The following is a 26,197-nucleotide window of genomic DNA, read 5'->3' on the forward strand; positions in this document are numbered from 1 at the left end:
GGGGCCGTCCCGTCGCCGCTAAAGTTGCAGTAGTTGTCTACTCAAGCAGCCTTCGTTGTGTTAGCGCGAAGTCCCCGCGAATTGAAGGATCAGATCTGTGGCTAAGCCGATCGTTGTGATCGCCGAAGAACTTTCCCCCGCAACAGTTGACGCCCTCGGGCCCGACTTTGAGATTCGAAACGTTGACGGCACTGACCGTGACGCGTTGAAGTCTGCGCTCTCTGACGCGCAGGCCGTTCTCATCCGTTCAGCAACCCAAATGGATGCCGATGCTCTTGCTGCCGCGCCTGGCCTGAAGGTCATCGCGCGCGCCGGTGTTGGCCTCGACAACGTGGACATCAAGGCGGCTACTGCTGCCGGTGTCATGGTTGTGAACGCTCCTACCTCCAACATCATCTCGGCCGCCGAGCTGACCGTCGGGCACATCTTGAGCCTCGCGCGTCACATTCCGGCTGCCTCCAGTGCTCTCGCGCAGGGGCAGTGGAAGCGCTCGCAGTACTCGGGCACCGAACTCTTTGAGAAGACGATCGGCATCATCGGCCTCGGCCGTATCGGTGGTCTCATTACTGAGCGGATGCAGGCCTTCGGCACGAGCATCATCGCGTACGACCCCTACGTCACGGCCGCTCGCGCGCAGCAGATGGGCGTCACGCTCGTCTCGCTCGACGAACTGCTCGAGCGTTCGGACTTCATCACGATCCACATGCCCAAGACTCCTGAGACCACGGGCATGATCTCGACCGAGCAGTTTGCTCGCATGAAGTCGAGCGCCTACATCGTCAACGTGGCCCGTGGTGGCCTCATCGATGAAGACGCCCTCTACACGGCCCTCAAGTCGCGTCGCATTGCCGGCGCCGGCCTCGACGTTTTCGTGAGCGAGCCGCCCACAGGGTCGCCGCTTCTCGATCTCGAGAACACCATCGTCACGCCGCACCTCGGTGCTTCGACTGCTGAAGCCCAAGAGAAGGCTGGCGTTTCGGTAGCCAAGTCTGTTCGACTCGCCCTCGGTGGCGAGCTCGTGCCTGACGCCGTCAACGTTGCTGGTGGCATCATCCACCAGACTGTGCGCCCCGGCATCCCGCTCATGGAAAAGCTCGGCCAGGTCTTCTCGGGTCTCTCCGGCAGCCCCGTCACCAACGTCGACATCGAGGTTCGCGGCGAGATCGTCGAACACGATGTCAACGTGCTCAAGCTTGCTGCGCTCAAGGGCATCTTCACGAACGTGGTGTCAGAGACGGTTAGCTACGTCAACGCACCGCTGCTCGCTGACCAGCGTGGCCTCACCGTCCGCTTGATTACGGATGCTGTGAGCCCCGAATACCGCAACCTGCTGACCATCCGTGGTTCGCTTGCTGACGGCTCGCAGGTTTCTGTTTCGGGAACCCTGGTCGGAAACAAGCAGCTCGAAAAGATCGTTGAAATCAACGGTTACGACATTGAGGTTCCGCTCGCGGATCACCTCATCGTCATGATGTACGAAGACCGCACCGGAATCGTTGCCGTCTTCGGTAAAGAGTTCGGCGACGCCAACATCAACATCGCCGGCATGCAGATCGCGCGCGAAAGCGAAGGCGGCAACGCTCTCTCCGTGCTCACGGTCGACTCGCAGGCATCCGCTGATGTTCTCGCGACGGTAGGGGAGCGCATTGACGCTCGCTACGTGCACGCAATCGACATCGTCGACGCCTAGTCACTTCGTTCGCACCCTCGTGGTGTGAGCACAACAAAAGGCGCGCCCCGACTTTCGGGACGCGCCTTTTGTGCGTTGAACGTTGTGGCCATCGGCCAAGGGCGGTCGTTAGATGGTTTCGTCGGGGGTTGTGGTGGTGCGGCGCTCACTGATCGAGCCATTCGCACCGTCGGTACCGTTGTGCACGGTGGTGACTGAGGTGCGCTTACGCATCATTAGTACAAGCCCGATGATGAAAGTCACAGCTCCCGCTGCCATCAGGATGTAGCCGATGAGGTCAATATTGACTCCTTCGACTTGGAAATCGAGCGCGAAAGTAAGAATCGCGCCGATAACGACAAGGACAATTCCGGTTCCAATACTCATGAGCCCAATTTTAGCCCACCTAATTCAGCGCGCAATCAGGCAACGTTCAGGAAAGTCATAAAGGCCGCGCATTCAGGGCCCCAAGGCTGCCGCCCCGACGCCGCGAGTAGCCCCGCAGCGGTACTGTATTTACATGCCTTCTCAGATAAACCTTGCAGTCATTCCCGGTGATGGTATTGGGCCCGAAGTTGTGGCCGAGGCCCTCAAAGTTTTGAAGGCAACCGGGGTGGATGTTTCCACCACCGAGTTCCCCTTCGGAGCCAGCCACTACCTCGAGTCGGGCACCATTCTCGAAGACTCCGACATCGCAGAGCTCGCGAAGCATGACGCGATCCTGCTCGGTGCTGTCGGGGGAGACCCGCGCGACCCTCGCCTCAAAGGCGGCATCATCGAGCGAGGCCTGCTGCTCAAGCTGCGGTTTGCGCTCGATCACCACGTGAACCTGCGCCCCACCACGATCTTCCCCGGTGTCACGTCGCCGCTGGCCGAGCCCGGCGCTGTCGACTTTGTTGTCGTGCGCGAAGGTACTGAAGGTCCCTACGTGGGCAACGGTGGCAGCATCCGCACCGGCACGCCTCACGAGATCGCGACCGAGGTTTCGCTCAACACGGCGTACGGCGTCGAGCGCGTTGTTCGCTTCGCTTTCGAGCACGCCATGTCTCGCCCGCGCAAGAAGCTCACGCTCGTGCACAAGACCAACGTTCTCACCTATGCGGGTGGCCTCTGGCAGTCCACGGTTGACCGTATTTCTGCCGAGTACCCGGATGTCGCGGTCGATTACCTGCACGTTGATGCGGCGACTATCTTCCTCGTGACGAAACCGAGTACATTTGACGTCATCGTCACTGACAACCTTTTCGGTGACATCCTTACAGACCTCGCAGCAGCCATCAGCGGCGGCATTGGTTTGGCCGCCTCCGGCAACTTGAACCCGAGCGGGGAATTCCCCTCCATGTTCGAGCCGGTTCATGGCTCAGCGCCCGACATTGCGGGCAAACAACTCGCTGATCCTACGGCGGCAATCCTGTCGATTGCATTGCTGCTCTCACAGTCCGGTCACACGGATGCCGCGGCGAAGGTCACGGCGGCCGTGGAAGCCGATCTCAGCACTCGCGGCACCGCCGCACGCTCGACGTCTGAGATTGGCAGTGCAATTGCCGACGCTGTAGCGCAGAATTAACCCACCGCCATTATGGCTGTACGTCATTAAGGACATTTGATGAAGAATCTGCTGGCTGATCGCCCCCTCACCTTCATGGTGAAGAAGAACCAAGAACCCCGCTCGGTCGAAGAGCGTGACGCGATTCTGGCTAACCCTGGCTTCGGTGTGAACTTCACCGACCACATGGTCGACATCTGTTGGTCAGAGATGGGCGGCTGGCACCGACCGCGCGTGCAGCCGTATGGTCCGATTCAGCTCGACCCGGCGGCATCCGTTCTGCACTATGCGCAGGAGATCTTCGAGGGACTCAAGGCTTTCCGTCACCAAGACGGATCGATCTGGTCCTTCCGCCCCGAGGCGAACGGTGCACGGTTGCAGCGTTCCGCTCGTCGCATGGCGCTGCCTGAACTTCCGGTTCCGGCGTTCATCGATTCGCTCAAGCAGCTCATCGCGGTTGACGGCGACTGGGTGCCGAGCGCTCCCGAGACGAGCCTCTACTTGCGCCCCTTCATGTTCGCAAAAGAGGCATTCCTCGGAGTGCGCGCGGCAAAGAAGGTCAACTATTACGTGATCGCAAGCCCGGCTGGCGCTTACTTCACCGGTGGCGTTGCTCCCGTTTCGATCTGGATCTCCACGAACTTCACGCGCGCAGGCAAGGGTGGAACGGGTGCGGCCAAGACCGGCGGCAATTACGCCTCATCGCTTATCGCGCAGCAAGAAGCGGCAGAGCAGGGGTGCGCCCAGGTTCTGTTCTTGGATGCCGAAGAGGGCAAGTACATCGAAGAACTTGGCGGCATGAACGTGGTTCTCGTCAAGAAAGACGGAACGCTCATCACGCCGCAGTCCGAGTCGATTCTTGAGGGCATCACTCGCGACTCTGTTTTGCAGCTCGCTGAAGACCGCGGCCACACGGTCGAGCGTCGCCGGGTCACTCTTGAAGAGTGGCGTGAGGGCGTTGAGTCGGGCGAGATCACCGAAATGTTCGCGTGCGGTACCGCCGCGGTCATCACGCCCATTGCCATGCTCAAGGGTGACGGTGTGGAATTTGGGTCGGCGGATGCTCCCGCCGGCGAACTGACGATGTCGCTGCGCGAAGAGCTCACCGACATCCAATATGGCCGTCGCGATGACAAGCACGGCTGGATGATGAGGCTCGACGCATGAAGGTAGCTCGTTTCAGCGCTGGCGCAGGCGCCCGCTACGGAATCATTGATGGCGACGAGATTGTCGTTCTGACCGGTGACCCGATGTTCAACGGCTTTGAGACCACTGACGAGCGCTTGCCGCTCTCGGACATCAAGCTGCTGGCGCCGGTCATCCCTCGTTCGAAGGTCGTGGCGTTCGGTCGCAACTATGCCGAGCACGCTAAGGAGCTTGGCAACGAGGTTCCGGATGCTCCCATGATGTTCATCAAGCCGAACACGTCTGTCGTGGGCCCCGGCGACGCCATCATGCTGCCGACGCAGTCCGAAGAAGTGGCGTTCGAGGGTGAGCTTGCCGTGATCATCGGCAGCATCGCTAAGAACGTGGCCGAGGCCGACTTTGAGAGCGTCATCTTTGGCTACACGATTGCCAACGATGTCACCGCTCGCGACCTTCAGAAGAAGGATGGCCAGTGGTCCCGCGCCAAGGGCTTCGACACGTTCTGCCCGCTCGGGCCCGTGATCGAGACCGAATTCGTGGTGGGTTCGCAGAGCATCCGCACCACGGTGAACGGTGACCTCAAGCAAGACGGCACCGTTGACCAGATGATCCATTCGGTGGCAGCGCAAGTGGCGTACGCCTCCGCGGCGTTCACGTTGCTGCCCGGCGACATTATCCTCACGGGTACGCCGGCTGGCGTTGGCCCGATCGTGAACGGCGACACCGTCGACATCACGATCGAGGGCATCGGCACGCTGAGCAACCCGGTTCGTTCTATCGCCAAGTAGGCGCAGTCGCAGAACCGCCCGCAGAGGGCGGTTCTGCGGCTTAGAATGGTGGCAATGTCTGCGCCATTTTCTACTGCAACCGCTTCCGACGTTCGCGTTCGGTTTTGTCCGTCACCTACGGGTACGCCCCACGTCGGGCTGATTCGTACTGCCCTGTTCAACTGGGCTTACGCACGCCACATGGGTGGCAAGTTGGTGTTCCGTATTGAAGATACGGATGCCGCTCGCGACAGCGAAGAGAGCTACTTGCAGCTTCTCGACGCGATGCGTTGGTTGGGCCTCGACTGGGACGAGGGTGTGGAGAACGGTGGGCCGCACGAGCCTTACCGTCAGTCGCAGCGCTCTGACATCTATCTTGAGGTCATCGAGAAGCTGAAGGCTTCCGGTCACCTCTACGAATCTTTTGCGACCGGTGAAGAGATCGAGGCCCGCAATGTGGCCAACGGTCGCGACCCCAAGCAGGGCTACGACAACTTCGAGCGCGACCTCACCGCTGAGCAGATCGCCGCCTTCAAAGAAGAGGGCCGTAAGCCGGCTTTGCGTTTGCGCGTACCCGACTCCGACTTGAGCTTCGACGACCTGGTTCGTGGCGACATCACATTCCCCGCCGGTTCGTTCTCTGACTTTGTTGTGGTGCGCCCGAACGGTGCGCCGCTGTACACGTTCGTGAACCCGGTGGATGACGCGCTCATGGGCATCACGCACGTGCTGCGCGGTGAGGACCTGCTCTCGAGCACTCCGCGCCAGATCGCCCTCTACACGGCTCTTATCGAGATCGGCCTAACGGATGCGATCCCGCGCTTCGGCCACCTTCCTTACGTGATGGGTGAGGGCAACAAGAAGCTTTCCAAGCGCGACCCCGAGTCGAACCTGTTTCACCACCGCGACCGCGGGTTCATCCCCGAGGGTCTCATCAACTACCTCTCGCTGTTGGGCTGGTCGCTTGCGCCTGACCGCGACGTGTTCTCAATTGAAGAAATGATTGCCGCGTTCGACGTGGTGAACGTGAACCCGAACCCGGCCCGTTTCGACGTGAAGAAGGCGGAGTCGCTGAATGGCGACCACATCCGTCTGCTCTCGGCGGAGGAGTTCGCTGGTCGTCTCGTGCCGTACCTCGTTGCTGCTGACGTCATTTCGGCTGAGCCGACCGAGGCTGAGCTGGCGACGCTGGCTGCTGCCGCACCTCTCGTGCAGGAGCGCATGCAGTTGCTGGGTGACGCTCCCGCACTGTTGCAGTTCTTGTTCACGGCGGATGCCGATCTCACCGTCGACGCCGATGCGATGCCGAAGGCCGAAGGCCCCGAAGTTCTGGATGCCGCGATCGCCGTGCTGACTGATCTTGATACGTGGACGCACGATGCCATCGAGGCCGCCCTGCGCGCCGAACTCATCGAGGTGAAAGAGATGAAGCCGCGCCTGGCCTTCGGACCCTTGCGTAGTGCGATCGCTGGTCGCCGCATCAGCCCGCCGCTCTTCGAGTCGATGGAACTGTTGGGCAAGGAATCGTCACTGGTTCGGCTGAAGGCGTTGCGCGCCCAGCTATGAGTGAGCAGTTCGACTGGGATGTTGTCATTGTCGGCGGCGGACCGGCCGGACTGAGTGCTGCCCTGAATCTGGCGCGGGCACGTCGTCGCACTCTCGTGCTCGACAGCAATCGCCCCCGCAATTCGGCGACGTTCCACTCTCACGGCTTTTTGAGCCGCGATGGTATATCTCCTCTCGAGCTTCGCAAGATGGGCCGTGAGGAGCTTGAGCAGTATCCGAATGTGTCGTTTGAGCGCACGATTGTGGAAGGTATTGAGCCTCTGGTCGCTGCTGATGTTGCGGATGCCGCTAGCGCTCTTGAAGGCGCCTCAGCGACCGTTGGCGCCGGCTTCACCGTCACACATCGCGGGAGAGCGGTTACTACCCGCACCGTGCTGATCGCGACCGGGTTGCGCGAGGTTCTGCCGAAGTTGCCAATGCTGCGCGCGTTCTATGGCACGAGCATCCACTCGTGCATGGAGTGTGACGGCTACGAGTATGCGGATAAGCCGATTGCGCTGATTGGGCACACGGATGACTTGGCTGAGCGGGCGCTGCTGCTTTCGCAGTGGAGCCGCGACCTAATTGTCTTCACGCAGGGCATTGGCCATGTGAGCGACGCTGATGAGGCGATGCTCGCGGAGCGTGGTGTTCGCGTGGATCGCCGTGAAGTGGCGGATGTCGCGGGCGACCGTGATGGCCTGAACGGCGTGGTGCTTGTCGACGGCGAGACAGTCGCGCGCGAGGCCGCGTTTGTGCGCCCCGATTATGAGACGGCGCTCGACTTTGCGGCGGGCTTGCAGCTCGCACTCGACGCGGAGGGGCTGATTGTCGTGGACGCTGCCGGCCGCACCAGCACGGCGGGAGCGTATGCGATTGGTGATGCCACCCCGCCCGGCCCCCAGCAACTCATCGTTGCCGCGGGTGACGGCGCTGAGGTTGCCGCGGTCATCAACCGCGACTTGCTCTAGAACTCACTTTTCGGCGCGGCCTCGCGTCTTCATTATGGTGACGAGGCATGCGGCGAACATCACCGCTGTAACGGGGGCCCAGACGGCTCGTTCGACGGCGCTTGGCGTGATGAGGTTCAGGATGACGCCCACGCCCGCATAGGCGGTGGTTATCCAGGCGAGCACGGCGATGAGTCGGCGTGGGGCAGATCGCAGGGGGCCGCGTTCGGTGCGCGCAAGCATTGCTGCTGCCATGACGAGAACGAGGACGGCAGAGACGCCCGCAAAGATGCGGCCCTGAGTGGGGAGCGTTCCTTTATTCGCTCCGCCTTGGGTGTATTCGCCGAGGGGTGCTCCGAGCACGACGGCGAGTTGGAAGAGTGCGACGAGGGTGAAGAGCACGGCCGCGATGGTGGCGCCGATGCGTGCAGCACGGTGGATGGGGGTGGTGATTCTATTCATCGGGCGGACTCCTTGTGGTTGGCGAGTTGGGCACGAAGTTCATCGAGCCACGTAATCTCAGCGCGCGCGTGAGCTCGTCCGGATTCGAGCGTTGCGTATTGCAACTGGATGGCGAGAGAGGTTTTGCGGGGTGCGCTCGAGGCGAGAGCGTCAAGGGTGGTGAGGAGTTCTACGGCGGCGGAGCGACGTTGGTCGAGCAGTTCGATAACGCCTGAGGTGCCGAGCGACGCGGCGAAGAACAGCCGCAAGAGAAAAGGTTCGCGGGAGTTATCTGGCTCAAGGGGCGAGGCCAGCCACGCCTCCAATGCTTCGCGGCCTGGTTCGAGGAGCGTGTACAAGCGTCGGTCGGGTCGTGTTGCCTGCTCGACGGTGGTGCTTTCGACCAAGCCGTCGGCTTCGGCGCGATGGAGGGTGCGGTAGAGCTGCGACTGATCGGCGGGCCAGAAGTGTGCGGCGGTTGTCGAGAACGCTTTGCCGAGTTCATAGCCGGTCATGGGCTGAATCGCGACGAAACCGAGCACGGCGTGAAGGAGAGACATGCTCCGAATATAGGACAAGTCCTATATGGCGTCAAGGAGTGAACCACAACCCGCTCAGGATGCGCTAAAGTAGTAAATCGGTTCGGCTGCGGTTGAATCCTGTGGGGTATGGTGTAATTGGCAACACGGAAGATTCTGATTCTTTTGTTCTTGGTTCGAGTCCAGGTACCCCAGCAAAACAACTAGGGAGCAACTCCCGCCCAGCCCGGCTCACGCCGGGCTTTTTCTTTGCCGGTGCCGTGCGGAGCCTCTTGCGCTCTTAGCCGCACAAGACGTGCAGCTAGCTCGCTCACGTTGGGCGCTAGTTTAGGCCCATCGCGCTGCGGAAATCGGGGTCGAGTTCGACCCAAGGTGGCGCGAACTCGACGAACTGCGTTTCGCTGTTCCACGACACGTGATGAGCGACGTAGTCGCCCCATTTATTGAGTAGACCTGCGAGCGAATCGGCGATGGCGATTTTCTCTAAGCCCCAGAAGTAATAGAGAAGAGCATTCCCTTCGATGAGATCGACCATCATCAGGTCACCGGCGCCTGAGCGACTGAGGATCGGGAAGTGAGGGTTGTGTTCCCCGCTCGACCCCCTGGCGCCGAGCATTGGTCTATAGGAGAAGGTTGTGATTGCTTCATCGAGCGAGATGGGGTCGTAGTTAAGGAAGAAGCCGGAACAAATCCTTCCGGCATCTTTCACTCCGTGGTGCCACGAAAACCAATCGACCAGCGCCTCCGGCGCGCTCCCCGTCGCCGCGAGTAGGCGTTCTCTGATCTGTGCCTTTGTGTAGATCGGTGGTTCAACTGCTTCTTCAAAGGGAACGCCCCGAATTTTGAGTATTTCGCGGTAGGCAGCCACGGGTGAATGGTCGTTGTGGGGCATGTGATGCACGTTACCGCTGCTCTGGGCGCAGGGAGCTGATCAGCGCAGCGTTGCGCTCCTCGAGCAGCGTCTGTATGTAGCGCCGCAGGAACAGCTTCTCGGCGAGGCGCCCGAGTGGCCCGAAGGGGGCTGCGATGGTGAGGCGATCCTGCATGTGGGTGCGGCCGTCGATCTCGGTGAAGAGATGCTCGTGGTGGTAGGCGGCGAAAGGGCCGCGGACTTGTTCATCCGCAAACCGGTGCGGAGCATCCACATCAAAAATTCGGATCGTCAGCCGCAGCGGCAGGCCGAAGTGTCGAGCCGACCACGTCACCACGTCGCCCTCGACGAAGTGGCCAGTCGTGCGGCCGGCGATGACCTTTTCGCGGTGGTGCGTCATCGAATCAAGGTGCAGGTTCACACTCAGCGACAGCGCGCATACCTCGGCGATAGGGGCGTCGAACACCGTGTCGAGCACGATCAGCTGCGTCATGATCAGAGCCTACGGTTCAGGCGTCGTCCCGGCCAACGACACGGGGCGGAGCAACCGACTTGCGGTGGACCAGAGCCGCGGGAAATACCTGAATCGGCTCACCAGTTACGCGCCCTTCAATCCGGGCGATGAGTCTCGTGGCCGCAGCGACACCTACTTCGTAGACGGGCTGGGCGATCACCGTGAGCGCTGGAGAAATCAGGGTTGCCCATTCGAAGTCGTCAAACATGATGAAAGAGACGTCGTCGGGAACCGTGAGGCCGAGCTCGCGCAGCTCGCCCAGCACTCCCATGGCGATCAAACTGTCCGACGCGATAATGGCCGTGGGTGGCTCCTCGAGCTGCATGAGTTCGCGGGTCACTCCCTTGACGCCAGAACCGCTGTTTGCGCCAAATCGCAGATAGCGTTCCGAGTTGTCGACACCGGCGGTGTTCATCGCCGCCAGGATGCCATTGACGCGCGCCGAAACAGAAGAAACGCCGAGTTCGTCGCCGGCTTGATACGGGTTGGATCCGAGTTCGAGAGTCGTAATGAAGGCGATACGCTCATGACCGCGGTCGATGAGATGTTGCGCGGCCGCGTGAGCTACTTTCTCGTTGTCGACCTCGATGACATCGACGTCATCGAGGTTGGCAACGTGGCGGTCGAGTAGAACGAGTGGTCGCCCCGAGTGCATGATGTCGCTGAGGTGATCGGTGAGGGTGAATGATGCCGGCGCAACGATGAAGCCATCTACGCGTTTTTCCACGAACACTCGGGCTGCATCAATTTCGGCGTCAAGTTGCTCACCAGTGTTGGCAAGAATTACGTCGTAGCCTGCGGCCTTAGCGGTGTCAGTGATCCCTCTCATCGCCAAGCCAAAGTAGGGGTTCTCGATGTCGCCGACGATGACGCCGATGGTGTTTGACCGCCCGGTGTTCATGCTTCGTGCGAGTCCATTGGCGTGATACCCCAAAGCCTCTGCCGCAGCTTGAACGCGCTGACGCACGTCGTCGCTGACGGCACCGTAACCGCCGAGTGAGCGAGCAGCAGTTGCTTTTGCCACCTTAGCCTCGCGCGCGACGTCAGCGACGGTGACGTCTCGTCGACGAGCGGTCGGTTCGTTCATGCTGTCCTTCGTTTGTTAACAATCTGCTGCGGGTGTTGACGCGTCTCTACAGATACCGTAACGTCTCTACTCAATTGAGTGAGTCCGGTCTCACTCTACCAATTGAGACCGGACTCAACAATGCATATGTAAGAAACGATCAACGGTGATCTGCAAGGGGTCACCGTCTGTATCGTTGCCGGAATAACAAATCTGGCAGGCAACAAGGATCATCGGGATTGCCCAACCGGGACTGTTCCGCCAACCAAATGGCTTTCCGCCATCAAGATTGGATTCACGCAATGACACTCAGCACACACAGCCGGCGTGCGGGCCTAGTAGCCCTCGCAGCCACCGCAGCCCTCGCCCTCGCAGCCTGCAGCGCAGGCTCAACCCCCGCCGCGAGCGAAGCAGACGACAACGGCTTCGATTTGATCACACCCGGAGAAATCCGAGTAGCGAGCGTTGGCGATGCCAAGCCCTATACCTTCACCGATGAGAATGGCGAATTCTCGGGGTTCGACGTTGAACTCTTCACCGATGTCGCAGACCGCATGGGCTACGACGTCGTCTTCACTGGGCAAGACTTCTCCGGCCTTTTGGCTTCAGTGGCAAACGGACAATATGACGTGGGAGCCGCGGCGATTGGCACTACTGATGAGCGCAAAGAAACCGTCGATTTCTCCGACGGCTACCTTGCTGGCTTCCTCACGGTGCTCACTGCCGACGAGGCGATCCAAGATGAATCGGATCTCGCAGGTGAGCGAATCGGAGTCGTTCAGGGGACCCTGCAGGAGGCGTATGCCGTCGCCAACTTCACGGATAGCGAACTCGTAAGGTTTCCCGACAATAACGCCGGTGTCTCCGCTGTGAACAGCGGCACCATCGCCGGTCATTTTCTCGACTATGAAAGCGCCAAGACCTACGGCGAACAGTTCGACAATCTGAACTTGGCCATCAATATTCCCTCGTTCGATGCCCCTGCTGGTTTCGTTGTAGCAAAGGGGAACGATGAGCTCCTCGCCGCGATCAACGTGGCACTAGCCGCCGCAATGGAAGACGGAACGTGGATGGAACTCCACGAAAAGTGGTTCCCGGGTTCCCCGATGCAAGATATGTACCTTCCTGAGTCCGAGCGCACCGGAACAGACGAAGGCTAACTAGTTCATCGCGTGGGGGTGGCGAGCGTTTCGCGCGCTGCCCCTGCGTCCCCTTTCACCACGACACGTCTGAGAGACCGTAATGGACTGGTTTGACACCATCAGCCGCACGTTCCTTGATTTCGACGCCATGCTGCAGGTTCTCCCGCAGCTGCTCGGAACAGGGCTCAAGAACACCCTCATCATCAGCTTCGCCGCCACCGTCATCGGTGTGATTGTCGGCATGATCGTCGCAGTCATGGGCGTATCAACGTCTAAATGGCTTCGGGTCCCCGCTCGTATTTACACCGACATCTTCCGCGGTTTGCCCGCAATCCTGACCATCCTGCTTATTGGTCAAGGTTTCGCCCGTATCAGCCAAGAGATCTTTGGGCCGTCGCCCTATCCTTTGGGAATCTTGGCAGTCAGCCTGATCTCCTCGGCGTACATCGGTGAAATATTCCGTTCGGGTATTCAGAGCGTCGATCGAGGTCAACTCGAAGCCTGCCGCGCTCTCGGGATGAGCTACGGCAAGGCGATGCGGCTGGTCGTGATTCCTCAAGGAATCCGCCGAGTGCTGCCCGCCCTTGTCAATCAGTTCATCTCGAACGTCAAGGACTCGAGCCTCGTCTACTTCCTCGGCCTTCTAGTCTCAGAGCGCGAACTCTTCCGCGTCGGCCAAGACGCAGCGGTTCTCAGCGGCAACCTGTCACCGCTTGTGGCGGCCGGCATCTGCTACCTCATCATCACCGTTCCGCTGACGCACTTGGTCAACTACTTCGACAACCGTTTCCGCACCGGAAGGCGCAAGCCCACTCCGCCACGAAGCGGGCTTGACGAAGTTGACGAACTTGACCCCACGATCATCCATCCCCAGGAGGCAACACGATGAGCGCAACGAATGCCACCAGCACCCCACTGGACGTTCAACAGTTTCGGGGGTCCAGGCTTGAACTTCTCGACCTGACGCTCGCGTACGGTCCCATTGATGTGGTGAAGAACGTCGACTTCACTGTTGCGCCCGGCACAACCACGTGTGTGATCGGCCCATCGGGATCGGGAAAGTCAACTCTCCTTCGCGGCCTCAACCGGCTGCATGAACCTAAAAGTGGCGACGTCCTTTTGGAGACCGAGAGCACGCTGACGGTCAAGCCTGACGAACTGCGTCGCCGTATTGGTCTCGTGTTTCAACACTTCAATCTGTTTCCAGATCACACTGCGTTGGAGAACGTTGCTCTTTCTCTTCGTCACGTAAAGAAGATGTCATCGGCTCAGGCAAAAGAGCTTGCTCATCGCCGTCTTGCAGAAGTGGGCCTCGCGGAACGCAGCGACCACCGTCCACGCGACCTTTCGGGCGGCCAGCAGCAGCGCGTAGCTATCGCCCGAGCGCTGGCTATGGAGCCGGAAGTCATGCTCTTTGACGAAGTAACAAGTGCTCTCGATCCGGAGCTCGTCAAGGGTGTTCTTAACCTCATGGCAGATCTCGGCAAGCGGGGGATGACCATGGTCGTCGTCACCCACGAGATGAACTTTGCACGTCGCGTCGCTGACCAGGTCGTTTTCATGGATGAGGGCCGGGTAGTCGAAGCCGGGCCTCCGGCAGAGTTGTTCGACAACCCGCAAAGTCCACGACTGCAGCGCTTCCTTTCCGAAGTGCTCTAACCGATTCTTTCAACTTTTGTATCCGCCTCAGAAAGGCAACATCACTATGAATCTCTCCTCAACCGCCAAACGTGTTGGAATCATCGGAGGAGGCATCTTCGGCGTTTCGACCGCCCTGCAGCTCGCGAAGCTCGGAGTCGAAGTCACGCTTATCAACGATGGTCCGCTCTCGAATGGTGCATCCGGTCGCTCGCTCGCGTGGCTCAATTCAGCGAACTTTCGCTCGCGGGAGTATCACGAGCTTCGTGTCATGGGTATCGACCGCTGGCGGACTTTCTTGGCTCAGCGCCCTGACACAGCAGAGTTTCTGAAGTTCGATGGCGGTCTGACCTGGGAGATCGACGGTGCCGGCGACAAGCTACGATCCGTTCTCGATTATGAGCACTCCATTGGTTACGACGGGCAGTGGCTCTCGGCCGACGAGGTCGCCACCGTTGCGCCCGGCGTCGATCTTTCCGCCGTCTCCGCGGAGGGCGCCGTGTTCAACCCGGGGGAGGGATGGGTAGACCTTCCTCGCGTGATTACCCTTCTCGTCAAAGACTTCGTGGCGTTGGGCGGCACGGTCATCGAGAACGCCGGAGAATCACGCATTGTCGTGGCCGATAACAAGGTCACCGGAGTCGCGACCGCCGACGGGCACGTCATCGACGTGGATGCCGCACTCTTGGCAACGGGGCCGTCAGTGCCGTACGCGATGCGCGACCTCGGAGTGCCGATGGGGGACGAAAGCCCGGTGGCCCTTCTGCTGTTCACCAAGCCCGTCGACACGAAACTCAAGGCCGTGCTGAACACGCCGCGGATCGCAGTGCGCCCCACACCAGAAGGCGGGCTTGCGCTCGATTCTGGATGGTCGGAGGAAGAAATCACCGTGCACGAAGATGGCGCGTTCGAGTATCTGGAATCCACCGTGCAGGGCTTGCTCGTAGAAGCCAGCAGAGTGTTGGAAGGTAACCCCACTCTCGAAGTCGAGTCGATCGGAGCCGGGCGTAAGCCGATCCCCGGCGGCGGCGAGCCGGTGTTCGGAGAGCTCACGCAAATCTCCGGATACTTCGTTGCCTTCAGCCACAGCGGTGCCACCCAAGGGCTTTTCGTCCCTGAACTGCTCGCGCGTGAAATCGCCTTCGGTATCGAGAGCCCGTTGCTCAAGAACTTCCGCCCAGGGCGGTACTCCGCATGACCGTTATTCGCACCGGAGTAATCGGGTTCGGGACGTCGGGGCGCGTATTTCATGCTCCCTTTATCGAAGCGAACCCTGACTTCTCGCTCGATGTCATTGTGACCGCGGACGCTGAGCGGGCCGCCGTCGCGACTTCTCTTTACCCAAACGCGCGAATTGTCAGCTCTTCTGAGGAACTGTTCGCCGCTGAACTCGACCTCGTGATCATCGGTTCCCCGTCGGGAACCCACGTCTCCTTGGCGCACGCGGCCCTCGAGGCCGGGCTCGCGGTTGTCGTCGACAAGCCGTTCTCGGTCACGGCGGCAGAGGGGCTTGGCCTCATTCGTCGGGCTGAAGAGCTGGGGCTCCCGATCACCGTCTTTCAAAACAGGCGATGGGACGGTGACTTTCTCACCCTTCGCTCGCTCATCGACTCCGGAGAACTGGGCGACGTCCGACGTTTTGAATCACGTTTCGAATGGTGGAAGCCCACCGTCACGAAGTCGTGGAAGGCAGAGGCGACGACGGCCGAAGGCGGCGGCATTCTCTATGACCTGGGCGCGCACTTAATCGACCAAGCGATCCAACTATTTGGTGGGGTGAGCGACATTTACGCAGAGGTGGCGACGCAGCGCTCCGGAGGTGCAGCCGATGACGATGTCTTCGTGTCTATGCTTCACGAGAACGGCGTGCGCTCGCAGCTCTGGATGAACGGGCTCGCCGGCCAAGTCGGCCCCCGGTTCCATGTGCTCGGTTCCCAGTCGGCCTACACAAAGTGGGGGCTAGACGGGCAAGAACCAGCACTCATCGCTGGCGCCCTGCCGAGTGATGACACCTACGGTGTTGAACCGCCAGACGCATGGGGCGTCGCGGGAGTCGGGGACGACCTTTCGGCCGTTCCCACGATTCGGGGCCAGTACGACACGTACTACTCCCTACTCGCTGACGCGCTGCTGCGCGGACAACCGCTCCCGGTCGACCCGCGCGACTCCGTCGAGGTTATTCGAATCATCGAAGAAATTCATCAGCACCACGCGAACTGAGCAACCTGCTCGGCCGCGAGCAAAAAATGAAAAGCCGCCTCCCGCCAGTAACCAGCTGGCAGGGAGGCGGCTTCTTTCGCTCGCGAGTGTGTCGGCGACTGTTCGGGTCTAGCGTCGCCGACTACTCGGGTCTATAGCTGGCGTCGGCGCAAGAGCTTGCCGACCACCTTTTGCAACAGCGGGTACAGCAGCACGATGATCGTCAGAATCATCAGCGCGGCGCTCATCGGCCGGGTGAGGAATTGCGTGAGATCCCACTCAGTCTTGATGACGCTCTGCATGAAGTTCTTCTCTACGATCGGGCCAAGCACGAGCCCCAACACCACCGGGGCGAGCGGGAACTTCGCCTGCTCGAGCAAGTACCCCAAGATGCCGAAGATCAGCATGATGAGCACTTCGAGCAGACCGTTGTTGATCGAGAACGAACCCACAACACAGAACGCCACGATGATGGGCATCAGCACCGAGCCGGGCACGCGCAGCAGCATGCCGCTACTGCGAATGGCCAAATACCCCAGGGGGAGCATCAGGATGTTCGCTGCAATGAAGACGATGAAGATCGAGTATAGCAACGGCGCCTGCGAGTCGAACAGCGACGGTCCCGGTTGGATGCCCTTCACGAGCAGCACTCCCAGCAGGATCGCCGTGATGGTGTCACCGGGGATGCCGAATACCAACGTCGGAATATACGCCGAGCCAACCCCGGCGTTGTTGGCCGAACTCGCACCAACAATGGGTTGGATGTGGCCCTTACCGCTACCGAACTGCTTACCTTCTTTAGCGCCATTCTTGGTGACCGCGTAGGCGACCCACGCTGCGATGTCGCCGCCGGCGCCCGGGAGGGTGCCGATCGCGCTACCAATCACGTTGCCGCCGACCGCGGTCTTCTTGTACTGGAACAGCGTGCTGAATGCGTTGCGCAGCAATCCTTTCGACTCGATGCGAATCGGCAACGCTTTCTCGGGCGGGTGGATCACATTGCGCAGCACTTGCGACAGCCCGAACAGGCCGATCATCGCAGGGATGAAGTTGATGCCACCCAGCAGGTCGGTGCTGCCGAACGTGAAGCGGGGGAAGCCGACCGAGATGTCGAGACCGATCGTCGACACGAACAGACCGATCAGCAGCGCGACCGTTCCCTTGACTTGAGAGCCGCGAGAGATGATGACAGCGGCGGTCAAGCCAAGGATCGCCACCCAGAAGTACTCGTACGAGGTGAAGAGCAGCGCCACTTTCGCTAACTGCGGAGCGGCAACGATAAGCACCAGGCCGCCGAAGATGCCACCGCTGGCCGACGCCACCAGTCCGACGCCGAGAGCCAGGGCTCCGCGGCCGTTCTGGGTGAGGCGGTAGGAATCTTCCACGTAGGCAGCGCTGGCAGGCGTGCCCGGCATCCGCACTAAGGCAGACGGAATGTCGCCCGCGAAGATGGCCATGACCGACATCGTGATGATCGAGGCAATTGCGGGTAACGGGTCGAGGAAGAAGGCGAAGGGTACGAGCAGAGCGGCAGCCAGGGTGGCGGTGAGGCCAGGAATGGAGCCGATGAAGATGCCGTAGACGCCGGCGGCCAGCACTACGAGCAGTAGTTCCCAGCTCGCCACCATGCTGAGGGCTTGAGTCAGATTATCGATCATCGTCTACCCCCAAAATCCGAGTGGGAGCGGCACGAGGAGCACCTTGTTGAAGATCAGCCAGACGCCAACGGTCGAGAGAACCCCGGCGAGCACAGCGACCCACCACTTAGCCCCGAGGCGCAGGATGAGCCCCACGGTCATGATGATCACGGTCGTGAGAAAACCGAGAAAGTCGACGGCCAGCAGGTAAAAGATGACCGAGCCAACGACGAGACCGGCGTTGATCCAACCACGCCAGTAGACAGGGGTCGGCGCGGTGTCGTTCGCAGGGGCGGATGCCGCAGCAGCAGCAGTGCCTGAGGCCTCGGCGGAGTTCGTGCGAGCAGCCTTGCGGCCCTTGAGCCACCGCCCCAGAAGCAACAAGCCCATGAGAACCATGAGCCCGCCGATGATGCCGGGGAAGAGGGACGGGCCCAGCTCTCCGCTGGGCAACGTGGGGTAGTCGCGAACGGTGAAAAGTATGGCAGAGCCGAAAAGAACTACGACCACGCCACTGGCGAGATCGTAGCTCTTCTCGGAATTCTCCACCGTCTCCTCTACCTCCGGAGCGGTGTCGAAGGTCATCCGGTCAGTCCTGCTGCTTCCATGATCGTTCCCTTAGCTTCATCCTCGTTGACGATGAACTCAGTAAACGCGGCTGTGTCCTTGCCGTCAACGCCGAAGCCGGCGGTGGTCATGAATTCGACGTACTCGTCGCTCGCGACGATGTCAGCAACCTGGCATTCGAGCTCGGCAACGATGTCTTCATCCATTCCGGCGGGGCCGGAGACTCCGCGCCATGAACCCATGGAGAAGTCGATACCGACTTCCTTGAGGGTCGGAACGTCGGGGTAGTTCGGGTCGCGCTCTTCGCCCATGATCGCGAGCGGACGAGCTTCACCTGCCTCGATCATCGTGGCGTTCTCGGCGAGGCTGGCGAAGGTTACATCGATTCCACCGGCGGCGAGTTCTTGAAGCGCGGGAGCAGAACCGGCGCTCGGTACCCAGCGGATGTCGTTGACATCCATGCCAGCTTCAAGCAGCATTCCGGCGCGAGCGAGATCCCAGATTCCACCAATGGCGGTACCGGAGCCGACGATGTCACCGGGGTTAGCGCGAGCGTCATCGAGAAGATCCTCGATTGTCTCCCAGGGAGCATCCGCGGCAACGGTGATTCCCGAAGGGTCGGAGTTGACCTGAGCGATGGGGGTGATGTCTTCGTAGGCGAGGTCAGTGAGACCCTGCCAGTGCATCATGGTGATTTCCACGGTGGTCATACCGATAACGGAGCCATCAGCCTTGCCGTTCGCAATCGCGGTGTGACCGATAACGCCGCCACCACCATCACGGTTGACGACGTTGACCTGAGTTTCGAGGCGATCAGCGAGCTGAAGACCTACGAAACGAGAAACGCTGTCGGTGCCTCCACCGGCAGCCCACGGCACGATGAATTCGATCGCACCGCTCGGGTACGTCGAGGAGAAGTCACAGGAGTCACCCGAACTGCCACCGGCAGAGTCGGTAGATGAATCGGATCCGGAAGCGCAACCGCTCAGAACGAGGCCCGCAGAAAGCGCAAGGGCGAGTCCGGAAATCCTCGCGCGACGGGAAGGCTTGAGGGAAAGCCCGCTAGCGGCGATTTTTGACATCGACATTGATATCCAACCAATCATTGTTGTTAATTCACGTTCATGCTTGTGAACGCCGAAGATATCACAACATCTGGGGCGCTGTCTTTAGAGACCGAAAAACTTCCCGACTCGGATGCCGCACAAAGGTGCCTCAGTGAGTTCACATCTGTAAACTCCGAGACATGCAACACCAGACAACGGCGTCACCAGCCCCCTCCGTCAAGTCCGCCGACCGCGCACTGGCGATCGTCGACTTAGTCGCCGCGCGGGGCTATGTGAGTTTTACCGAGATCGTCACCGCGCTCTCGTTGCCGCGGTCGAGCGCCCATGGCTTGCTCAACACCCTGCACTCTGCGGGCTGGCTCGAACATGATCCGGCGACGCGCCAGTACTCGCTCGGGCTGCGGGCCTGGCATGTCGGCCAGTTGTACACCGGACACAATCACATCGCTAATGCCGCCAGCCCTGTCCTTGAGGCCCTAGCGGCGCGTCTGGGCGAGAGCGTTCAGCTTGCTCGTCTCGACGGTTCAGAGAACGCGTACTTCACGATCAGCCAGCATTCCACTGAGGGAATGCGGTTTGGAACCTCGGTGGGGATGCGCTTGGCTGCTCATGCCACGGCCACCGGCGCTGCGCTGCTGAGCAACCTTGAACCTGCCGAGGCGAAGCGTCGTCTTGCCGCCGCCCCGGCCCCACTGCTGGTGAACAAAACTGCCGTTGAGATCGCAGTCGTTCTCGAGCGAGTCGCGGAAGCCAAGCAGCGGGGTTACGCGCTGGATGACCAGACCTACCTCGCCGGATCTCGAAGTGTGGCGGTTCCGCTCACGAGCGCGACCGGCGGCATCAACACCGCCATCTCGGTCACGATGTCCGCTTCTCGCACGGGGGAGTTGTGGCCCACGGATGTGCTGGGTGCCGTGACGGCGGCCGCTCACGAGATTCGGGTACGGCTCGGGGCGCGCGAGCCGCAGATCGTCCTGCCGGCTCTGGGGTAAACGCCACACGCTCACCTTCGTGGTGACTTGATATCTTGGTATACCAGTATGGTTAACCGGGATGTCGGCCTAATGGAGGGTTTTGAGAATGCACACCAATTCAGCGAATCGCAGTGAAATCGATGAGCAACCGGCGGCGCACCTCGCCCCGCTCAGCCCCGAAGCCACCCTCGCGCTCAGTCGCGTCAGCACCGCAACGATCACGACCCAGCTCATGTCTCGGGGGCTACGCAACACCTACCTCGAGGGCCTCGAGTTCTCGAACCCTGCGCGCCAGCGTCTGCTCGGCGAAGCCTTCACCATGCGTTGCATCCCGGCGCGCGAAGACATCGACGTGCCCTCCATCTTTCAGGACTACGACCACCCGCAGCGCATCGGCGTCGAGTCGGTTGAACCCGGGCAAGTGCTCGTCATCGACGCGCGCGGCAAGAAGCGTGCGGCATCCATTGGGCACATTCTCGCTACTCGGCTCAAGATGCGCGGCGCCAGCGGCATCGTGAGCGACGGCTCCTTCCGCGACATGGTCGGTTTCGAAGAGCTCGACCTGCCCACATTCTCTGCGGGAGCCTCGCCCACCACGAACCTGGCCCAGCACCACGTCGTGGACTTTCAGATTCCCATTGCGTGCGCCGAAGTGGCGGTCTACCCCGGCGACATCATGGTGGGCGATCGCGACGGAGTGGTCTGCATCCCGCGTCACCTCGCCGAATCCGTGGCGCGCGACGCTCTCGAGCAAGAAGAACTCGAGGAGTTCATTCTTTCGAAGGTCGAAGAGGGCAGCCCCCTACGCGGAACGTATCCGCCCAACGAAGAACTACTGAAGACCTACAGCGAACTACTGCCCAACTAATCGTGAGCCGACTACAGCCCGAGTTCGCGCTTCGTCACTCGCTCGATGGACGCCCCAATGTGCTCCTCCATCAGGCGCGCGGCAGTCGTGGCATCGCCCGTGCTTGCCGCGGCATAGATCGCCTCGTGCTCGCTCGCTTCAATCTCGCGTCGCGGCCAGTTCTCCCACAGCACTCCGGCCACAGCCAGCGCGGTGAGATCTTGCAAACGGTCGAGCGAATTCACGATGAACTCGTTCTCGCTATTGGCATACATCCCACGGTGAAAACGGCGGTTTGCCAGAGCAGTAGCGGCGTTGTCGTTCGCGGCGGCGAAGATGCGAGCGTCGGCCAGCGCCTGGCCAGCGACAGTGAATTCACGACCGCTACGCGCAGCATCCATGATGGCCCACGGCTCGAGCAGAACACGCTCTTCATAGATGTGGCGGATGTCAGTGAACCCCAGTCGGCGAACCGAAATGCGGCGAGCCTGAACATCCAACAGCCCCGATCGCTCGAGAACAATCAGCGCTTCACGCACGGGAGTTTTCGAGACGCCCAACTGCTCAGCGATCTTGCGCTCGACGAGAACCTGCCCCGGTTCCAACGCACCAGAAACGATGGCCGAACGCAGAGCATCGATGATCTGATCCGTGCGCGTGGGAGTATCCGCCTGCGGCGGCAGCGGGGACGGAAAAGTAGCGTCGAGCGACTGGGTCATGGAGGTCAGCCTAAACGACCACAGGCACCGCAGAGCAAATGTGAGACCAGACCGGCCGCGTCATCCGCAACCCACTGCCCCTCAATTTTCGGAGAATCATGCTGACAACAACTAACCCCGCGACCGGGGTCACGAACGAAACTGACATCGCTCTCACGACTCCGGCAGAGACCGCCGAGCGGGCAGTATCCGCCCTGTCGGCGTTCGAGCAGTTGCGGGGGAGTAGTCGCGAATGGCGGGCCGGTCTGCTCGAGGCGCTGGCCGACGGTCTTGAGGTGCAGCGCGCCGAGCTTGTGGCCACGGCCAATAATGAAACGGGCCTCGGCGAGGGGCGACTCAACGGCGAACTCAGCCGCTCCCAGTTTCAATTTCGACTCTTTGCTGAAGCGCTTCGCGAAGGCAGCTATCTCGAAGCCACGATCGATCATGCGGGCGAGACTCCGCTCGGGGTGGCGCCGGAACTGCGTCGGATGCTGCTGCCGATCGGGCCAATAGCGGTCTTCGGATCGAGCAACTTTCCGTTCGCATTCTCAGTTGTCGGCGGTGACACCGCCTCGGCTCTCGCGGCGGGAAACAGCGTTGTGATCAAGGCGCACAGCTCGCATCCACTTACCTCGCGGTTGTCGTTCAGCGCCTTGGCTGACGCGGCCGCGGCGTACGGTGCGCCTACAGGAATCCTTGGCATTGTCTACGGCACCGAGTCAGGGCGAGTGCTGGTGGCTGACCCGCACATTGCGGCCGTCGGTTTCACTGGATCGCTCGGCGCCGGCGAAGCACTGCTCGGAATTATCAGCACGCGATCGAACCCGATCCCGTTCTACGGCGAACTCAGCAGCCTGAACCCGTTGATCGTGACGGCGGCCGCGGCGGTCGAACGCCCGACGCAGATCGGCGAGGGGCTCTTCGGATCGTTCACGCTCGGAGCTGGCCAGTTCTGTACCAAGCCCGGGGTGGCGTTCGTGCCGCGTGGAGCGAGCGGCGACGCCATCCTCGACGACCTTCGAGCACGCACCGAAGCGGCAGGGGGAATGGTCCTGCTCAACTCGCGCATCTCGGCGTCGCTCGGTGACATCGTCGGGCGCATCACGGCTGAAGGCGGAGCGCGCGTGCTCGCGGTTGGCTCGCAGGCGGGCCCCGGCATCCTTGCGGCACCGACGCTGCTCGAAATCGACGCTGCCGACTTCACTGAGGCCACCGCCGAGGAAGCCTTCGGGCCGGTGCTGGTCGTCGCACGGTACGACTCGCTGCACGAAATCTTTCACGCCGTCGACGCAATGCCGGGTTCGCTTACGGCCACGATTCATCACGGCGATCACGAGCCGGATGTCGTGCGCGAGCTAGCGGACAAGCTCGCGCCGACGGTCGGCCGCCTGGTCTTCAACGGCTTTCCGACCGGAGTGCGAGTGTCGTGGGCGCAGCACCACGGCGGAAACTGGCCATCAACAAACTCGCAGCACACCTCGGTGGGCGTGAGCGCCATCCGTCGCTTCCTGCGGCCCATCGCGTTTCAGGATGCTCCCGAGGCCGTGCTGCCTGAAGAATTGCGGGAGGATTTCAGCGCCATTCCACGCAGGATTGATGGAGTGATTGTTCTTCCCGCTCGCTCCGTGACCAGCGAAAACGTGATCGTGTAGCCTCGACTCGTTGGTATACCAAGAGCTAGCAATCCCGATTTTTAGCACCTGATTTTCAGCGCTCAACCAGAAAGAGGCACCATGCAGATCAACCTCACCGGCCGCAAAGCCCTCGTCACCGGCGCAGGGCAAGGAATCGGCGCGGCCATCGCGCTCGGCCTCGCACAGTCCGGCGCCGACGTCGTCGTTCATTACGCCAGCAGCAAGGATGCCGCAGAAGCGCTCGTGGAACAGATCGTTGCGCTCGGTCGCACCTCTGTCGCGGTGCAGGGCGACCTGACTGACTCGGCCCAGGCCACCGCGGTAGTGGATGCCGCAGCCGCCGCTCTCGGCGGACTCGACATTGTCGTGAACAACGCCGGCAACCTCGTGGGGCGTCACACCATCGCCGAGATGACGGATGACCACTGGCACAAAGTCATCGACGTCAACGTCACGAGCGGGTTCTCCGTCGTGCGCGCGGCCATCCCGTACCTCTCTGAGTCGCCAGCGGGTCGCATCGTGATGATGTCATCCCTCGCTTCAGAAAACGGTGGCGGTGCTGGCGCGGTTGCCTACGCTACGGCGAAGGCAGCAGTCGTGGGATTCACCCGCGGACTCTCGAAGGAACTCGCTTCGGCGAACGTCACCGTCAACGCGCTTGCTCCGGGCTTTATCGGAGACACCCCGTTCCACAACCAGTTCACACCGAGCAGTGCACAGCCGGGGATCATCGCCGGTATTCCGCTGGGCCGAGCCGGCACCGTCGAAGACGTGGCTGGAGCGACAGTGTTCTTGGCTTCGGAACTCTCCTCGTACATCACTGGTCAGGTGCTCGACATCAACGGTGGTCTGAACTTCCGCTAGTCACGGTGCGGGCTGGTAGTCACTGCAATGGCTGCCAGCTTCGCTCGCTCCTACGCGCTTGGCTTGCCCCGCATTTCGAGCGTGATCTGAGTCGCGTCGAGATTGTCGAGCGCATTTTCGAGCAGGTCGGCGTCGAAGATTCCGTTATCGCGCGCATCGAGAAGAGCCGTACGTTGAGCCCGGATGACGGCGATGCGGTGGTTCTTATCCGCCTCGAATTGCACGCGGCGCGACTCAAAATCGTCCCCTTCGGGAGCAGTAGTGTCGCCAGCCAACGGCTCGGTATTCGCGGTGGCATCCTCGGCGCCAGGCATCGCCGTAACAGCAGCCGTCGCAGTAGCGGCAGGCGTCGCGCTGGCGGTGGGGGTCGCACCAGCCACCGCATCCGCACTCTCTTTCAGTAGAGCGAAGAGTCGGGTGCGCTCCGCGACCGTACGTTCGTGCTCTGCTGCCTGATCAGAAGCGGGGGAGATGCGCCGCACCAGGGCGCCGATCGTGCCACCCTGCACTAGTAAGGAAAGCGCGGCCACCACGAAGGCGATCAGCACGAGCGTGGAGCGCAGCGGGGTGTCTGACGGCAGCGACTGGGCAGCCGCGACAGTAATGGCGCCGCGCATTCCGGCCCACACCACCGTCGTACCCTCGCGCCATCCGAGAGGCTCGCGGGCAAAATAATCGATGTCGGCAAGTGAGCGCGTGACCAGAGATGTGACCCGGCGCACATAGCGCGCCGACTTGGTCGGGCTGAGGCCGCTCGGATGCTCGGGAGCTTCCAGAATCTCGTTCGGTGAGCCCAACCGTTCCTGAATGACCTCCATGCGCGGCTTCATCTTGGCGTGCCGGTGAGAACGCCGTGCCAAGAACCACAACAGGGGAGCCACAAAGGCAGCGCGTACAAGAACGGTGATGATCAGTGCCCCGATGGCGATCACGACCGCGGTGGGAATACCCGCGTCATCGTTTTCGACATCGGTGAGGATGCCCGAAATTTGCAGCCCCATCATCAAGAAGATGGCGCCCTCCAGTACCAACTCGATCATGCGCCAGTTTTGGGCATCCGACAGCCGGTTCTGGGGCGACAGCACGCGAGCCGCGCGGATGCCGGTGACGAGCCCGGCGACAACAGCGGCGACCAGCCCCGAAGCCCCCAGAAGCTCGGCCGGAATCGCGGCCACGAACGGCACTGTGAACGACATGACCGTATTCACCGTGGGATCGGTGACGCGTTTGCGGATCACCAAATTGAGCCAGCCGACGAAACCACCGATCAGCAGTGCGACGACCACGGAATAGGAGAAAGAAGCGGCAAAGTTTCCGAAACTGAAGGTGGCCGCCGTAGCGACGATCGCTCCGCGCAGCAGGGTGAGGGCGGTGGCATCGTTCAACAGGCTCTCGCCATCGAGCATGGCGATCACGCGTTTCGAGACCGGGGTCTGCTTGATGATCGACACGGCCACGGCATCCGTCGGGCTGATCACGGCGCCGAGAGCAAGGCCCCAGGCAAAGCCGAGGCCCGGAATAACGAGCATGAAGAAGAAGCCGAGGATAACGGCGGTGCCGATCACGAGAACCACAGAGAGTCCGCTAATCGCGCCGAATTCGCGGCGAAAGTTCATCGTGGGCAGCGAGACCGCGGCCGAGTACAGCAGCGGTGGCAAAATGCCCTGCAGGATCAACTCTGGGTCGATCTGGATGTCGCTGAAGGCCGGAACCACCAGACTCGCCACGACACCAATGGCGACCAGCACGAGCGGCGACGCGACTCCCAAACGCGGACCGAGGAGGGTGGCAGTTGCGATCACCACAAGCGTGGCCACCATCACGATCAGCAGTTCAGTCATGCGTCTAATCTCTCAGCACAATTTATCGAAAC

26 protein-coding genes and 1 tRNA gene are annotated in these 26,197 nt (G+C 61.2%); 16 read left to right on the top strand and 11 right to left on the bottom strand.

Features of this window, described 5'->3' with window-relative positions; all coding sequences use genetic code 11:
* Positions 1 to 97 precede the first annotated feature (97 nt).
* A complete protein-coding gene (gene serA / locus CLV85_RS05200) occupies positions 98 to 1,690 on the top strand; it encodes a phosphoglycerate dehydrogenase (RefSeq protein WP_100388513.1) in 1,593 nt (530 codons plus the stop codon).
* Positions 1,691 to 1,798: 108 nt separating this feature from the next.
* Here serA and CLV85_RS05205 read toward each other — a convergent pair whose 3' ends face one another.
* The gene (locus CLV85_RS05205; RefSeq protein WP_100388514.1) at positions 1,799 to 2,056 is read right to left on the bottom strand and encodes a DUF6458 family protein; all 258 of its coding nucleotides are present in this window, start codon (positions 2,054 to 2,056) and stop codon (positions 1,799 to 1,801) included.
* 133 nt (positions 2,057 to 2,189) lie between these two features.
* On the opposite strand from CLV85_RS05205, the gene CLV85_RS05210 reads away from it, so the two are divergent.
* From CLV85_RS05210 to CLV85_RS05230, 5 genes are read left to right on the top strand one after another with little or no spacing between them, the layout of a single operon-like run.
* Positions 2,190 to 3,236 carry a 3-isopropylmalate dehydrogenase gene (locus tag CLV85_RS05210; protein WP_100388515.1) on the top strand — a complete coding sequence of 349 codons (1,047 nt, stop codon included), beginning with the start codon at positions 2,190 to 2,192 and terminating at the stop codon, positions 3,234 to 3,236.
* 39 nt (positions 3,237 to 3,275) lie between these two features.
* Complete coding sequence (locus CLV85_RS05215; protein WP_100388516.1) at positions 3,276 to 4,382, top strand: branched-chain amino acid aminotransferase; 1,107 nt, start codon at positions 3,276 to 3,278, stop codon at positions 4,380 to 4,382.
* A complete protein-coding gene (locus CLV85_RS05220) occupies positions 4,379 to 5,149 on the top strand; it encodes a fumarylacetoacetate hydrolase family protein (protein ID WP_100388517.1) in 771 nt (256 codons plus the stop codon). The genes CLV85_RS05215 and CLV85_RS05220 overlap by 4 nt, the downstream gene beginning before the upstream one ends.
* Positions 5,150 to 5,203: 54 nt before the next feature.
* Positions 5,204 to 6,694 carry a glutamate--tRNA ligase gene (gltX, locus tag CLV85_RS05225; protein ID WP_373296755.1) on the top strand — a complete coding sequence of 497 codons (1,491 nt, stop codon included), beginning with the start codon at positions 5,204 to 5,206 and terminating at the stop codon, positions 6,692 to 6,694.
* A complete protein-coding gene (locus CLV85_RS05230; RefSeq protein ID WP_100388519.1) occupies positions 6,691 to 7,644 on the top strand; it encodes an NAD(P)/FAD-dependent oxidoreductase in 954 nt (317 codons plus the stop codon). Before gltX ends, CLV85_RS05230 begins: the two co-directional genes overlap by 4 nt.
* A gap of 3 nt (positions 7,645 to 7,647) precedes the next feature.
* Here the strand turns inward: CLV85_RS05230 and CLV85_RS05235 are convergent, their stop codons facing one another.
* Both CLV85_RS05235 and CLV85_RS05240 read right to left on the bottom strand, forming a co-directional pair.
* On the bottom strand, positions 7,648 to 8,085 hold the full coding sequence (locus CLV85_RS05235) for a hypothetical protein (protein ID WP_100388520.1): 438 nt from the start codon (positions 8,083 to 8,085) through the stop codon (positions 7,648 to 7,650).
* Positions 8,082 to 8,624: a PadR family transcriptional regulator gene (locus CLV85_RS05240; RefSeq protein WP_100388521.1), complete on the bottom strand. Its 543-nt coding sequence runs from the start codon at positions 8,622 to 8,624 to the stop codon at positions 8,082 to 8,084. The genes CLV85_RS05235 and CLV85_RS05240 overlap by 4 nt, the downstream gene beginning before the upstream one ends.
* A 102-nt stretch (positions 8,625 to 8,726) precedes the next feature.
* Between CLV85_RS05240 and CLV85_RS05245 the strand changes: the two genes are divergently transcribed.
* Positions 8,727 to 8,798, top strand: a tRNA-Gln gene (locus tag CLV85_RS05245).
* Positions 8,799 to 8,925: 127 nt separating this feature from the next.
* Here the strand turns inward: CLV85_RS05245 and CLV85_RS05250 are convergent.
* Genes CLV85_RS05250 through CLV85_RS05260 form a run of 3 tightly spaced genes read right to left on the bottom strand, consistent with a single transcriptional unit; the run spans position 8,926 to position 11,075 of the window.
* A complete protein-coding gene (locus CLV85_RS05250; protein WP_157847478.1) occupies positions 8,926 to 9,471 on the bottom strand; it encodes an SMI1/KNR4 family protein in 546 nt (181 codons plus the stop codon).
* 34 nt (positions 9,472 to 9,505) lie between these two features.
* A complete protein-coding gene (locus CLV85_RS05255; RefSeq protein ID WP_100388523.1) occupies positions 9,506 to 9,967 on the bottom strand; it encodes an SRPBCC family protein in 462 nt (153 codons plus the stop codon).
* 16 nt (positions 9,968 to 9,983) lie between these two features.
* Positions 9,984 to 11,075, bottom strand: a complete 1,092-nt coding sequence (locus CLV85_RS05260) for a LacI family DNA-binding transcriptional regulator (RefSeq protein ID WP_100388524.1) — start codon at positions 11,073 to 11,075, stop codon at positions 9,984 to 9,986.
* A 281-nt stretch (positions 11,076 to 11,356) separates the two neighbouring features.
* Between CLV85_RS05260 and CLV85_RS05265 the strand changes: the two genes are divergently transcribed.
* From CLV85_RS05265 to CLV85_RS05285, 5 genes are all read left to right on the top strand, one after another.
* Positions 11,357 to 12,214, top strand: coding sequence for an ABC transporter substrate-binding protein (locus tag CLV85_RS05265; protein ID WP_100388525.1), 858 nt, complete (start codon positions 11,357 to 11,359; stop codon positions 12,212 to 12,214).
* Between the two features lie 82 nt (positions 12,215 to 12,296).
* Positions 12,297 to 13,085, top strand: coding sequence for an amino acid ABC transporter permease (locus CLV85_RS05270; RefSeq protein ID WP_100388526.1), 789 nt, complete (start codon positions 12,297 to 12,299; stop codon positions 13,083 to 13,085).
* The gene (locus CLV85_RS05275) at positions 13,082 to 13,855 is read left to right on the top strand and encodes an amino acid ABC transporter ATP-binding protein (protein ID WP_100388527.1); all 774 of its coding nucleotides are present in this window, start codon (positions 13,082 to 13,084) and stop codon (positions 13,853 to 13,855) included. The genes CLV85_RS05270 and CLV85_RS05275 overlap by 4 nt, the downstream gene beginning before the upstream one ends.
* Before the next feature lie 46 nt (positions 13,856 to 13,901).
* Entirely contained in the window at positions 13,902 to 15,032 is a 1,131-nt protein-coding gene (locus tag CLV85_RS05280) for an NAD(P)/FAD-dependent oxidoreductase (protein ID WP_100388528.1), read from the top strand.
* Positions 15,029 to 16,054 carry a Gfo/Idh/MocA family protein gene (locus CLV85_RS05285; RefSeq protein WP_100388529.1) on the top strand — a complete coding sequence of 342 codons (1,026 nt, stop codon included), beginning with the start codon at positions 15,029 to 15,031 and terminating at the stop codon, positions 16,052 to 16,054. The genes CLV85_RS05280 and CLV85_RS05285 overlap by 4 nt, the downstream gene beginning before the upstream one ends.
* Positions 16,055 to 16,185: 131 nt before the next feature.
* On the opposite strand, the gene CLV85_RS05290 is transcribed toward CLV85_RS05285, so the two are convergent.
* From CLV85_RS05290 to CLV85_RS05300, 3 genes are read right to left on the bottom strand one after another with little or no spacing between them, the layout of a single operon-like run.
* Positions 16,186 to 17,691 (bottom strand): tripartite tricarboxylate transporter permease, encoded by a 1,506-nt coding sequence (locus CLV85_RS05290; protein ID WP_100388530.1) that lies wholly within the window; start codon positions 17,689 to 17,691, stop codon positions 16,186 to 16,188.
* Between the two features lie 3 nt (positions 17,692 to 17,694).
* Positions 17,695 to 18,255 (bottom strand): tripartite tricarboxylate transporter TctB family protein, encoded by a 561-nt coding sequence (locus CLV85_RS05295; protein ID WP_100388531.1) that lies wholly within the window; start codon positions 18,253 to 18,255, stop codon positions 17,695 to 17,697.
* Positions 18,252 to 19,325, bottom strand: coding sequence for a tripartite tricarboxylate transporter substrate binding protein (locus CLV85_RS05300; RefSeq protein ID WP_100388532.1), 1,074 nt, complete (start codon positions 19,323 to 19,325; stop codon positions 18,252 to 18,254). The genes CLV85_RS05295 and CLV85_RS05300 overlap by 4 nt, the downstream gene beginning before the upstream one ends.
* Positions 19,326 to 19,483: 158 nt before the next feature.
* Between CLV85_RS05300 and CLV85_RS05305 the strand changes: the two genes are divergently transcribed.
* Both CLV85_RS05305 and CLV85_RS05310 read left to right on the top strand, forming a co-directional pair.
* Positions 19,484 to 20,296 carry an IclR family transcriptional regulator gene (locus CLV85_RS05305; RefSeq protein ID WP_100388533.1) on the top strand — a complete coding sequence of 271 codons (813 nt, stop codon included), beginning with the start codon at positions 19,484 to 19,486 and terminating at the stop codon, positions 20,294 to 20,296.
* An 88-nt stretch (positions 20,297 to 20,384) separates the two neighbouring features.
* Positions 20,385 to 21,146, top strand: a complete 762-nt coding sequence (locus CLV85_RS05310) for a ribonuclease activity regulator RraA (protein ID WP_100388534.1) — start codon at positions 20,385 to 20,387, stop codon at positions 21,144 to 21,146.
* An 11-nt stretch (positions 21,147 to 21,157) separates the two neighbouring features.
* On the opposite strand, the gene CLV85_RS05315 is transcribed toward CLV85_RS05310, so the two are convergent.
* Positions 21,158 to 21,844, bottom strand: coding sequence for a GntR family transcriptional regulator (locus CLV85_RS05315; protein ID WP_100388535.1), 687 nt, complete (start codon positions 21,842 to 21,844; stop codon positions 21,158 to 21,160).
* A 98-nt stretch (positions 21,845 to 21,942) separates the two neighbouring features.
* On the opposite strand from CLV85_RS05315, the gene CLV85_RS05320 reads away from it, so the two are divergent.
* Together CLV85_RS05320 and CLV85_RS05325 are read left to right on the top strand one after the other, a co-directional pair.
* Positions 21,943 to 23,478, top strand: a complete 1,536-nt coding sequence (locus CLV85_RS05320; RefSeq protein WP_100388536.1) for an aldehyde dehydrogenase (NADP(+)) — start codon at positions 21,943 to 21,945, stop codon at positions 23,476 to 23,478.
* 81 nt (positions 23,479 to 23,559) lie between these two features.
* A complete protein-coding gene (locus tag CLV85_RS05325) occupies positions 23,560 to 24,324 on the top strand; it encodes an SDR family NAD(P)-dependent oxidoreductase (RefSeq protein ID WP_100388537.1) in 765 nt (254 codons plus the stop codon).
* A gap of 50 nt (positions 24,325 to 24,374) precedes the next feature.
* Here the strand turns inward: CLV85_RS05325 and CLV85_RS05330 are convergent, their stop codons facing one another.
* Positions 24,375 to 26,165, bottom strand: coding sequence for a cation:proton antiporter (locus CLV85_RS05330; protein ID WP_100388538.1), 1,791 nt, complete (start codon positions 26,163 to 26,165; stop codon positions 24,375 to 24,377).
* Positions 26,166 to 26,197: the final 32 nt, after the last annotated feature.

Source organism: Salinibacterium amurskyense, from assembly GCF_002797685.1.
In the GTDB taxonomy this organism is placed as follows: domain Bacteria; phylum Actinomycetota; class Actinomycetes; order Actinomycetales; family Microbacteriaceae; genus Rhodoglobus; species Rhodoglobus amurskyensis.

What these genes read in the sequence shown, in the direction of transcription:
- CLV85_RS05205 (WP_100388514.1), bottom strand. Translation starts at nt 2,056, where the DNA reads ATGAGTATTGGAACCGGAATTGTCCTTGTCGTTATCGGCGCGATTCTT.
- CLV85_RS05210 (WP_100388515.1), top strand. Translation starts at nt 2,190, where the DNA reads ATGCCTTCTCAGATAAACCTTGCAGTCATTCCCGGTGATGGTATTGGG.
- CLV85_RS05215 (WP_100388516.1), top strand. Translation starts at nt 3,276, where the DNA reads ATGAAGAATCTGCTGGCTGATCGCCCCCTCACCTTCATGGTGAAGAAG.
- CLV85_RS05220 (WP_100388517.1), top strand. Translation starts at nt 4,379, where the DNA reads ATGAAGGTAGCTCGTTTCAGCGCTGGCGCAGGCGCCCGCTACGGAATC.
- gltX (WP_373296755.1), top strand. Translation starts at nt 5,204, where the DNA reads ATGTCTGCGCCATTTTCTACTGCAACCGCTTCCGACGTTCGCGTTCGG.
- CLV85_RS05230 (WP_100388519.1), top strand. Translation starts at nt 6,691, where the DNA reads ATGAGTGAGCAGTTCGACTGGGATGTTGTCATTGTCGGCGGCGGACCG.
- CLV85_RS05235 (WP_100388520.1), bottom strand. Translation starts at nt 8,085, where the DNA reads ATGAATAGAATCACCACCCCCATCCACCGTGCTGCACGCATCGGCGCC.
- CLV85_RS05240 (WP_100388521.1), bottom strand. Translation starts at nt 8,624, where the DNA reads ATGTCTCTCCTTCACGCCGTGCTCGGTTTCGTCGCGATTCAGCCCATG.
- CLV85_RS05255 (WP_100388523.1), bottom strand. Translation starts at nt 9,967, where the DNA reads ATGACGCAGCTGATCGTGCTCGACACGGTGTTCGACGCCCCTATCGCC.
- CLV85_RS05260 (WP_100388524.1), bottom strand. Translation starts at nt 11,075, where the DNA reads ATGAACGAACCGACCGCTCGTCGACGAGACGTCACCGTCGCTGACGTC.
- CLV85_RS05265 (WP_100388525.1), top strand. Translation starts at nt 11,357, where the DNA reads ATGACACTCAGCACACACAGCCGGCGTGCGGGCCTAGTAGCCCTCGCA.
- CLV85_RS05270 (WP_100388526.1), top strand. Translation starts at nt 12,297, where the DNA reads ATGGACTGGTTTGACACCATCAGCCGCACGTTCCTTGATTTCGACGCC.
- CLV85_RS05275 (WP_100388527.1), top strand. Translation starts at nt 13,082, where the DNA reads ATGAGCGCAACGAATGCCACCAGCACCCCACTGGACGTTCAACAGTTT.
- CLV85_RS05280 (WP_100388528.1), top strand. Translation starts at nt 13,902, where the DNA reads ATGAATCTCTCCTCAACCGCCAAACGTGTTGGAATCATCGGAGGAGGC.
- CLV85_RS05285 (WP_100388529.1), top strand. Translation starts at nt 15,029, where the DNA reads ATGACCGTTATTCGCACCGGAGTAATCGGGTTCGGGACGTCGGGGCGC.
- CLV85_RS05290 (WP_100388530.1), bottom strand. Translation starts at nt 17,691, where the DNA reads ATGATCGATAATCTGACTCAAGCCCTCAGCATGGTGGCGAGCTGGGAA.
- CLV85_RS05295 (WP_100388531.1), bottom strand. Translation starts at nt 18,255, where the DNA reads ATGACCTTCGACACCGCTCCGGAGGTAGAGGAGACGGTGGAGAATTCC.
- CLV85_RS05300 (WP_100388532.1), bottom strand. Translation starts at nt 19,325, where the DNA reads ATGTCGATGTCAAAAATCGCCGCTAGCGGGCTTTCCCTCAAGCCTTCC.
- CLV85_RS05305 (WP_100388533.1), top strand. Translation starts at nt 19,484, where the DNA reads ATGCAACACCAGACAACGGCGTCACCAGCCCCCTCCGTCAAGTCCGCC.
- CLV85_RS05310 (WP_100388534.1), top strand. Translation starts at nt 20,385, where the DNA reads ATGCACACCAATTCAGCGAATCGCAGTGAAATCGATGAGCAACCGGCG.
- CLV85_RS05315 (WP_100388535.1), bottom strand. Translation starts at nt 21,844, where the DNA reads ATGACCCAGTCGCTCGACGCTACTTTTCCGTCCCCGCTGCCGCCGCAG.
- CLV85_RS05320 (WP_100388536.1), top strand. Translation starts at nt 21,943, where the DNA reads ATGCTGACAACAACTAACCCCGCGACCGGGGTCACGAACGAAACTGAC.
- CLV85_RS05325 (WP_100388537.1), top strand. Translation starts at nt 23,560, where the DNA reads ATGCAGATCAACCTCACCGGCCGCAAAGCCCTCGTCACCGGCGCAGGG.
- CLV85_RS05330 (WP_100388538.1), bottom strand. Translation starts at nt 26,165, where the DNA reads ATGACTGAACTGCTGATCGTGATGGTGGCCACGCTTGTGGTGATCGCA.